Here is an 8756-nt window from a genome sequence, read left to right as displayed (position 1 = left end):
GGTCGTCGCGGGGCTCAGGTGCGAGCGCCCGCTGGACCAGGTCGCGGGCGCGTTCGGGGTCGATGCCGACGAGCAGGGGCGGCGGCGCGGCCGGCTCCGCCCGCCAGGCCGCGTAGCGCACCACGTGCGCCAGGGCCCTGACCGCCTCCTCGGGCGCCGCGTACGACGGGATGGAGCCCCGCGACGGCGTGGCACCCACCCGGAGCGCCGGATGCATCCCGAGATGCCCCTCGAACGTGGCCAGCACGGGCTTGGCAGACCCCTCCGACACCTTCAGCAGCTCGGCCGCCACCTTCTCCGGCGAGCACGGGATGGGCGGCATGTAGATCACGACCACGGAGTCGACCTCGTCGCAGGCCAGCTGCTCGGCGAGCGTCGCGCCGAACTCCGCGGCTCCGGCGGTGGCTCCGAGGTTCGCCGGTGGGCGTGGCGACAGACCGGCCGACACGCAGAACCCGGCGGCGAGCAGCCCCAGCGCGTCGGAGTTGGTGACCAGCCCGACCCGCGGCCCGGCGGGCAGCGGCTGGTAGGCCAGCAACTGCCCCACGTCGAACAGCTGGATGAGGTCGTCGACCCGCACGAGCCCCGCCTGCGCGAACAGCGAGGTGATCGCCGAGTCGGGCAGCCCGAGCTCGCGGGCCGAGTGCCCGGCCGGCGAGCCGCCGCTCTTGACCACCACGATCGGCTTCTCGCGGGAGATGCGCCGGGCCAGACGGGTGAACTTGCGCGGGTTGCCCAGCGACTCCAGGTAGAGCAGGATCACCTCGGTCGAGGGGTCCTCCTCCCAGTACTGCAGCAGGTCGTTGCCCGACACGTCGGCCCGGTTGCCCGCGGAGACGAACGACGAGATGCCCATGCCGCGCTGCGCCACCCGCTGCAGCAGCGCGGTGCCGAGCGCGCCCGACTGGCTGAAGAAGCCCACCCTGCCGCGGCCTGGCACGGTGGCGGCCAGGGTGGCGTTGAGCTTCACCGCGGGGTCGGTGTTGGCGATGCCGAGGCAGTTGGGCCCCACCATGCGCAGGCCGTACGCGCGGGCGATGCCCGCCAGCTCGTCCTGCCTGGCCAGCCCCTCGGGGCCGGTCTCGCCGAAGCCGGAGGAGACCACGACCAGCCCGTGCACGCCCTTCTCCGCGCACTCCTTGACCACGTCGGCGACGCTGCCCGCGGGCACGGCCACCACGGCGAGGTCCACGTCGTCGGCGATGGCCGACACGCTCGGGTAGGCGCGCACCCCGGCGACGGCCCGCACCTCGCGGTGGACGGGGTAGACCGGGCCGGTGAAGTCCGCGGCGAGCAGGTTGCGCAGCACGGTCTGGCCGATGCCGCCCGGCTCGCGGGAGACGCCGATGACCGCGACCGAGCCGGGGGTGAGCAGCCTGGCGATGGACCTGGCCTCGGCGCGGTGCTCGCGGGCGGTCGTCACCTCGGCCGAGTCGGCGGTCGGGGTGAGGTCGAGCGTCATGCGCACCACGCCGTCGGCGAACCGGCTGTCGGCCGTGTAGCCGGCCTGGCGCAGGACGCCCATCATCTTCATGTTGGCGGGCAGCACGTCGGCGACGAACCGCTCGATGCCGTGCTCGCGGGCGGTGGCGGCCAGGTGCTCCAGCAGCACCGAGGCCACTCCCCTGCCCTGGTGGGCGTCCTCGACCAGGAACGCCACCTCGGCCTCGCCCGGCTCCACCTTGTCGTAGCGGATCACGGCGACCATCTCGGTGCCGATGGTGGCGATCAGCGCGACCCGGTCGACGTTGTCGACGGTGGTGAACCAGGCCACCTCCCTGTCCGTCAGCCGCGGCCGTGGCCCGAAGAACCTGAAATAGATCGACTCGGCGGAAAGGCGCGAGTAGAAGGAGCGCAGCCTGTCGGCATCGGCGCGCCGGATCGGGCGCACGTGCGCGGTGCCGCCGTCCGCGAGGACGACGTCGGCCTCCCAGTGGGCGGGATACTGAGCCTCCACAGTCCCGAGACTAGACCTCATCCCACATCGCAAGACCCCCAGGGCCCTTTGGGCAACGCTTGTGCATCGACTGCGGACCGGTCTCAGAGGTCCGCCCCACGAGCAGCCCCGAAGCTGTTAGTTTTGCCGTGGCGTTTTGCCGTGGCCAGCTCTTTCTGAAGGCAGCAAGGTGGTGACATCATGACGCGGGTCGTCGTGGTGGGCGATCTCATGACCGACGCGGTCGCGCGCGCCCGTTATGCGCTCGCCAGGGCGAGCGACACGCCTGCGATCGTGACCATGCACGGTGGCGGTTCGGGGGCCAACATCGCCTCCTGGCTCGCCGTCGAGGGGGCCGAGGTGGCCTTCATCGGCCGCAGGGGCGCCGACATCACCGGGCGAAACCGCGACATGGAGCTGATGGGCTACGGCGTGGACGCGCGGCTCGTCATGGACCCCGAGCGGCCGACCGGCACCTGCGTGGTGCTGGTCACCCACAAGGGCGAGCGGACGATGCTGTCCGACCCCGGTGCCAACGCCGCGCTCTCCCCCGAGGACCTGCCGCGCGACCTGTTCAACGGCGGCGGCCACCTGCACCTGTCGGGCTACACGCTGATCAACGAGGGCTCTCGCGAGGCCGGCCTGGCCGCGCTCGACATGGCCCACCGGTCCGGGATGTCGATCTCGCTCGACTGCGCCTCCTCCGCCCCGCTGGAGCGTACGGGGGCCGAGCCGTTCCTCGAGTGGACCAGCGGCGCGAAGCTGCTGTTCGCCAACATCGACCAGGCCAAGGTGCTGACCGGCCGCGACGACCCCGAGGCCGCCGCCAAGGTGCTGACCGCGTGGTTCCCGCAGGTCGTCATCAAGATGAACTCCGAGGGCGCGCTGTGGTACGGCAACGGCCGGCCCGACCCGACCCGCGTGCCCGCCGAGCCGGTCGACCGGATCGTGGACGGCACGGGCGCGGGCGACGCGTTCTGCGCCGGGTTCCTGCCGTCGTGGCTGGAGGGCAAGCCCCCGGCCGAGTCGCTGACCGCCGGCTGCCACCTCGCCGCCAAGGCGATCATGCATCTGGGCGCGCGTCCCAGGCTCTGACGCGGCCCCTCCCCGCGCGTTCCCTTGAGGAGCCCCCGGCCTGGGGGAGCTCCCGGCGCTCGCTGTGGCGAGGCAGGGTGAGGGCGGGTGAGGGCGGGTGAGGGCGGGTCAGGAGGTCGTGGCGAGGGCGAGCGGCAGCACGGCGGGCGCGCCCGCGTGGCGGACGAGCGCCGTGCCGAGCGTCATCGTCCAGCCGGTGTCGACGCGGTCGTCCACCAGCAGCACGGGCCCTCCGCACTGGGCCACGGCCGCGCCCAGCTCCTTGGGCATGGCCAGCGTCGCCCTGATCGCCTGCACCCGCTTGGCGCTGTTGAACTGCCGCCCCGGCGGCCCGGCGCGATAGCCCAGCTCACCGAGGTAGGTCAGCCGCCCCACCTGGGCGAGCCGCTCGGCGAAGCCGCGCACCAGCAGCGGCCGGGTCGATGACGGCACGCTGACCACGGCGACGGGCCGCTCGCGCCAGTCCCAGGCGGACAGCACCTGGATCACGGCCTTGAGCATGTCGTCGGCGACGGGCCCGTCGGGGCCGTTGAACAGCTCGCGCAGCCGGTTGCCCCAGCCGATGTCGGTCAGCCGGCCGAGCGCCCGGCCCGGCTCCGCGCCGAGCTCCGGCTTGATCCGGCCGGACAGGTCGGCGAGCCCGGTCGGCCACTGCCTGCGCGCCTCGACCGTGACGCCGGGCCTGGCCAGCCGCTGCCGGGCGCTCTCGACGGCCGGCGCGGCGACCTGGGGTGAGCGGTGCCGCCCGGTGCAGTTGTCGCACCGGCCGCACGGCCCGGCCGTGTCGTCGTCGAGGTGGGCGCGCAGGTAGCGCTCCCGGCACTCGGCCGTCGTCAGGTAGCCGAGCATGGCCTCCTGCTCGGCGCGGCGCTCGGCGGCGATGCGGGAGTAGCGCTCGGAGTCGTAGTGCCACGGCTCGCCGGTCGCCTCCCAGCCGCCCCTGACGCGGCGGACCGCGCCGTCCACGTCGAGGACCTTGAGCATCATCTCCAGCCGGCCGCGGCTGAGGTCGACCCTCGTCTCCAGCGCGGGGGTGGACAGCGTGCCGTGCTCCTCCAGCGCCTGCAGCGTGGCGCGGACGACGGGCTCGGGCGGGAAGGCCAGCGAGGCGAAGTAGGCCCAGATGTCGCGGTCCTCGGCGCCGGGCAGCAGGATCACCTCGGCCCGCTCGACCCCGCGGCCCGCGCGGCCGACCTGCTGGTAGTAGGCGACGGGCGACTGGGGCGCGCCCACGTGCACGACGAACCCGAGGTCGGGCTTGTCGAAGCCCATGCCGAGCGCGCTGGTGGCGACCAGCGCCTTGATCTTGTTGTTGAGCAGCGCCTCCTCGGCCTCCAGCCGCTCGGCCGGGTCGGTCTGGCCGGAGTAGGCGGCCACCTCGTGGCCCTGCTCCCGCAGGTGGCCGGCGATCTCGTGGGCCGCCGCCACGGTCAGCGTGTAGACGATGCCGGAGCCGGGCAGCTCGCGCAGCGTCTGGGCCAGCCAGGCCAGCCGCTGCTCTGCCGACTCCAGCCGTACGACGCTCAGGTGGAGGCTCTCCCGCTCCAGCGGGCCACGCAGCACGAGCGTCTCGTCGGCGTCGGGCCGCAGGTCGGCGGGCAGGCGCATCTGCTCGGCCACGTCGCGGGTCACGCGGGCGTTGGCGGTGGCGGTGGTGGCCAGGACGGGGATGCCGGGCGGCAGCTCCTCGAACAGCGTGGCGAGCCTGCGGTAGTCGGGGCGGAAGTCGTGACCCCAGTCGGAGATGCAGTGGGCCTCGTCGACCACGACCAGCCCGGCGCTCTCGGCCAGCTCGGGCAGCACCTGGTCGCGGAAGTCGGGGTTGTTGAGCCGCTCGGGGCTGACCAGCAGCACGTCGACCATGCCGTCGGCGACCTGGCCGTAGATCTCCTCCCACGCCTCGGGGTTGGCGGAGTTGATGGTGACGGCGCGGATGCCGGCTCGCTCGGCGGCGGCGATCTGGTTGCGCATGAGCGCGAGCAGCGGCGACACGATGACCGTGGGCCCCTCGCCGAGCTCGCGCAGCAGCGCGGTGGCCACGAAGTAGACGGCGGACTTGCCCCACCCGGTGCGCTGCACGACGAGCACCCTGCGCCGGCGCACGACGAGCGCCTCGACGGCGGCCCACTGGTCGTCGCGCAGCCTGGCGTGCTCGCCGGCGAGCGCCCGGAGTCTGGTCTCGGCCTCTTCGCGCAGCGTCGCCACGTCGGGGGCTTCAGTCATGTGCTCCTTGTTACCAGGTTTCCCCGACGTTTTCGGCCCGCGGACCGATCCGTGCGCGAGCTACTTGTCGGCGTGCTACTGGTCGGCGTGCTACTTGTCGGCGTGCTCCGGGAACGCGTTGATCGTGACCCGGTGCATCCGGCGGCGCTCGGTGTAGTCGGCGACCGCGTAGTGCTGGGTGGGACGGTTGTCCCAGAAGGCCATCGTGCCGACATTCCATCGCAGCCGCACCTGATACTCCGGAGAGCGGATGTGGTCGATCAGCAGCGGCAGCAGGGCCTCGTTCTCGCGGTCGGTGAGCCCGACCAGCCGCGTGGTCGAGGCGCGGTTCACGAACAGCGCCTTGCGGCCCGTCTCGGCGTGCACGCGCACGACGGGCCGCTCGATCGGCGGCCACTTGGCCTGGATCTCCTCCAGGTCGAACGGGTGCCCCTTGGAGATGGCCTTCTTCATCGACATCGTGATGTCGTGCACGGCCGTCAGCTCGTCGCAGAGCCGCCGCATCGACGGCGACAGCGTCTCGTACGCCAGGTAGGTGTTGGCGAACATGGTGTCGCCGCCCACGCTCGGCAGCTGGACGCAGCGCAGCAGCGACCCCATGGGCGGGGTGGGCTCGAAGGTGTTGTCGCTGTGCCACTCGTCGCCGCCCTCTCCCTTGGGGGCGGTCTGGTCGAGCACGTGGATGGGGCTGGTCGCGTCCTTCTTGAACGCCGGATGGTTGAGCGTGCCGAAGTTGAGCGCGAACTGCAGGTGCTGCTCGTCGTCGATGTGCTGGTCGCGGAAGAACAGCACCAGGTGCCTCAGCCAGCCCGCCCGGAGAGTCGCGACCTCTTCCTGGGACAGCGGCTTGCGCAGGTCGACGCCCGTCACCTCGGCGCCGATGTGCTTGGTCACAGGATGGAACTCGATCATGACGCCTCCGGAGACGGGGAGTACCTCTTTCCGGAACGTAACGCCCAAGCAATTGCTTGGTCAAGAGCCGGGTCGCCCACCCGCGAGGGAGAAGGTGTCGCGGGCATCAGGGTTTCTTCGGCACAATGTTCGACATGGCCCGACGCACGACTGCACCCCCGCCTGAGGACTTCGAGGAGCGGATCGTCGACATCGACGTCTCCTCGGAGATGCGCACCAGCTTCCTCGAGTACGCCTACTCGGTGATCTACCAGCGCGCGCTGCCCGACGCGCGCGACGGCCTCAAGCCCGTGCAGCGCCGCATCCTCTACTCGATGAGCGAGATGGGCCTGCGTCCCGACCGCGGCCACGTCAAGTCCTCGCGCGTCGTCGGCGACGTGATGGGCAAGCTCCACCCGCACGGTGACAGCCCGATCTACGACGCCCTCGTACGGCTCGCGCAGCCGTTCTCCATGCGCCTGCCGCTGATCGACGGGCACGGCAACTTCGGCTCCCCCGACGACCTGCCGGCGGCCATGCGCTACACCGAGGCCAGGCTGGCCCCGGCCGCGATGCTCATGGTCGAGTCGCTCGACGAGGACACGGTCGACTTCAAGCCCAACTACGACGGCCAGGAGACCGAGCCCACGGTCATGCCGTCGGCCTTCCCCAACCTGCTGGTCAACGGCACCACCGGCATCGCCGTCGGCATGGCCACCAACATGGCGCCGCACAACCTCACCGAGGTCGTGGCAGCCGCCCGCCACCTGATCAAGAAGCCCGACGCGACGCTCGACGAGCTCATGCGGTTCGTGCCGGGCCCCGACCTGCCCACCGGCGGGTCGATCATCGGGCTGCAGGGCGTCCGCGACGCCTACGAGACGGGCCGCGGCACCTTCCGGATGCGCGCGCGCTGCGTGGTCGAGCAGATCACGCCGCGGCGCAAGGGCATCGTCGTCACCGAGCTGCCCTACAACGTCGGGCCGGAGCGCGTGGTCGCCAAGATCAAGGAGCTGGTGACCGCCAAGAAGCTGCAGGGCATCGCCGACCTCAAGGACCTCACCGACCGGCACAAAGGCCTGCGCCTGATCATCGAGATCAAGAACGGCTTCATCCCCGAGGCGGTGCTCGAGGAGCTCTACCGGCTGACGCCGATGGAGGAGACGTTCGGCATCAACAACGTCGCCCTCGTCGACGGCGAGCCGCGCACGCTGGGCCTGCGCGACCTCCTGCGGGTCTACGTCGACCACCGGCTCGAGGTGGTGCGCCGCCGGTCGGAGTTCCGCCGCCGCAAGCGCGAGGAGCGCCTCCACCTGGTCGACGGCCTGATCATCGCGCTGCTCAACATCGACGAGGTCATCCAGGTCATCCGCGCCTCCGACGACTCCGCCCAGGCCCGCACGCGGCTGATGGACGTGTTCGACCTGACCGAGGTCCAGGCCGCCTACATCCTCGACACGCCGCTGCGCCGCCTGACCCGCTACGACAAGCTGGAGCTCGACCGGGAGAAGCAGACGCTGACCGACGAGATCGCCGAGCTGACCGGCATCCTGTCGTCGGAGGCCCGGCTGCTCCAGGTGGTCTCCGGCGAGCTCGCCGAGGTGGCCAAGAAATACGGCACGCCGCGCCGCACCGTGCTGCTGGAGGCTTCGGGCGTCACCCGCACCGCCACGGTGGAGCTCCAGGTCGCCGACGAGCCGTGTCTCGCGCTGCTCTCGTCCACCGGTCTGCTCGCCCGCACCTCCGACGCCGACCCGCTGCCGGGCGACGGCGACCGGGCGGCGCACGACGTGCTGGTCTCCGCCGTACGCACCTCCGCCAGGGGCGAGGTCGGCGTGGTGACCTCGCTGGGCCGGTTGATCCGCGTTCAGGTGGTCGACCTGCCCACGCTGCCGCCTTCGGCCAGCCCGCCGTCGCTGTCGGGGGGTCATCCCGTGTCGGAGTTCGTCGCGCTCGGCCCCGATGAGACCGTGGTCGGCCTCGGCGGCCTCGATCCCGACGGTCCCGGCCTCGCCCTCGGCACGGCGCAGGGTGTGGTCAAGCGGGTGGTGCCCGACTACCCGGCCAACCGCGACGACTTCGAGGTGATCACCCTCAAGGACGGCGACACCGTGGTGGGCGCGGTCGAGCTCGAGTCCGAGTCGCACGACCTGGTCTTCATCACGAGCGACGCCCAGCTCCTGCGCTACCAGGCGTCCCTGGTCCGACCGCAGGGCCGTCCGGCGGGAGGCATGGCGGGCATCCGGCTCGACGGCGGCGCCCGCGCGATCTGGTTCGGCGTGGTCGACCCGTCCCGCGCCGCCCACGTCGTGACCATCGCGGGCTCGTCCACGGCACTGCCCGGCACCCAGGTGGGTGGCGGCAAGGTGGCCGACTACGCGGAGTTCCCGGCCAAGGGGCGCGCCACGGGCGGTGTGCGCGCCCAGCGCTTCCTCAAGGGCGAGGACGTGCTCCTGCTCGCCTGGGCAGGCCCGGCGCCCGCCAAGGCCGTGTCCGGGGTGGGCAAGCCGGTGCCGCTGCCCGACGAGATCGGCCGCCGCGACGGCTCGGGCGTCCGCCTGACGCACACCATCGGCGCCATCGGCGGCGCCCTGGCGGCCTCCGGCGAGCC

The 8756-nt window shown here is 72.2% G+C and carries 5 protein-coding genes; 2 read left to right on the top strand and 3 right to left on the bottom strand.

All coding sequences use genetic code 11. The features are described from left to right. The coding region (locus DQW85_RS32300; RefSeq protein ID WP_113703573.1) for a bifunctional acetate--CoA ligase family protein/GNAT family N-acetyltransferase at positions 1–1978 on the bottom strand (1978 nt) is incomplete at its 3' end. 159 nt (positions 1979–2137) lie between these two features. On the opposite strand from DQW85_RS32300, the gene DQW85_RS32295 reads away from it, so the two are divergent. Beyond that, positions 2138–3031, top strand: a complete 894-nt coding sequence (locus tag DQW85_RS32295) for a carbohydrate kinase family protein (protein ID WP_113703572.1) — start codon at positions 2138–2140, stop codon at positions 3029–3031. 108 nt (positions 3032–3139) lie between these two features. On the opposite strand, the gene DQW85_RS32290 is transcribed toward DQW85_RS32295, so the two are convergent. Further along, positions 3140–5254, bottom strand: a complete 2115-nt coding sequence (locus tag DQW85_RS32290) for a RecQ family ATP-dependent DNA helicase (RefSeq protein WP_113703571.1) — start codon at positions 5252–5254, stop codon at positions 3140–3142. Positions 5255–5344: 90 nt separating this feature from the next. After that, positions 5345–6166, bottom strand: a complete 822-nt coding sequence (locus DQW85_RS32285) for a TauD/TfdA dioxygenase family protein (RefSeq protein ID WP_113703570.1) — start codon at positions 6164–6166, stop codon at positions 5345–5347. Positions 6167–6300: 134 nt separating this feature from the next. Between DQW85_RS32285 and DQW85_RS32280 the strand changes: the two genes are divergently transcribed. Further along, positions 6301–8756, top strand: a 2456-nt coding sequence (locus DQW85_RS32280) for a DNA gyrase/topoisomerase IV subunit A (RefSeq protein WP_162795544.1), incomplete at its 3' end; no start/stop codon positions are given.

Origin of the sequence: Nonomuraea lactucae (assembly GCF_003313395.1) — a bacterium.
In the GTDB taxonomy this organism is placed as follows: domain Bacteria; phylum Actinomycetota; class Actinomycetes; order Streptosporangiales; family Streptosporangiaceae; genus Nonomuraea; species Nonomuraea lactucae.
This window is presented reverse-complemented; position numbering and strand designations above follow the sequence as displayed.

Bases quoted from the DNA above. Each gene is read 5' to 3' on its own strand.
- DQW85_RS32295 (WP_113703572.1), top strand. From the start codon at position 2,138: ATGACGCGGGTCGTCGTGGTGGGCGATCTCATGACCGACGCGGTCGCG.
- DQW85_RS32290 (WP_113703571.1), bottom strand. From the start codon at position 5,254: ATGACTGAAGCCCCCGACGTGGCGACGCTGCGCGAAGAGGCCGAGACC.
- DQW85_RS32285 (WP_113703570.1), bottom strand. From the start codon at position 6,166: ATGATCGAGTTCCATCCTGTGACCAAGCACATCGGCGCCGAGGTGACG.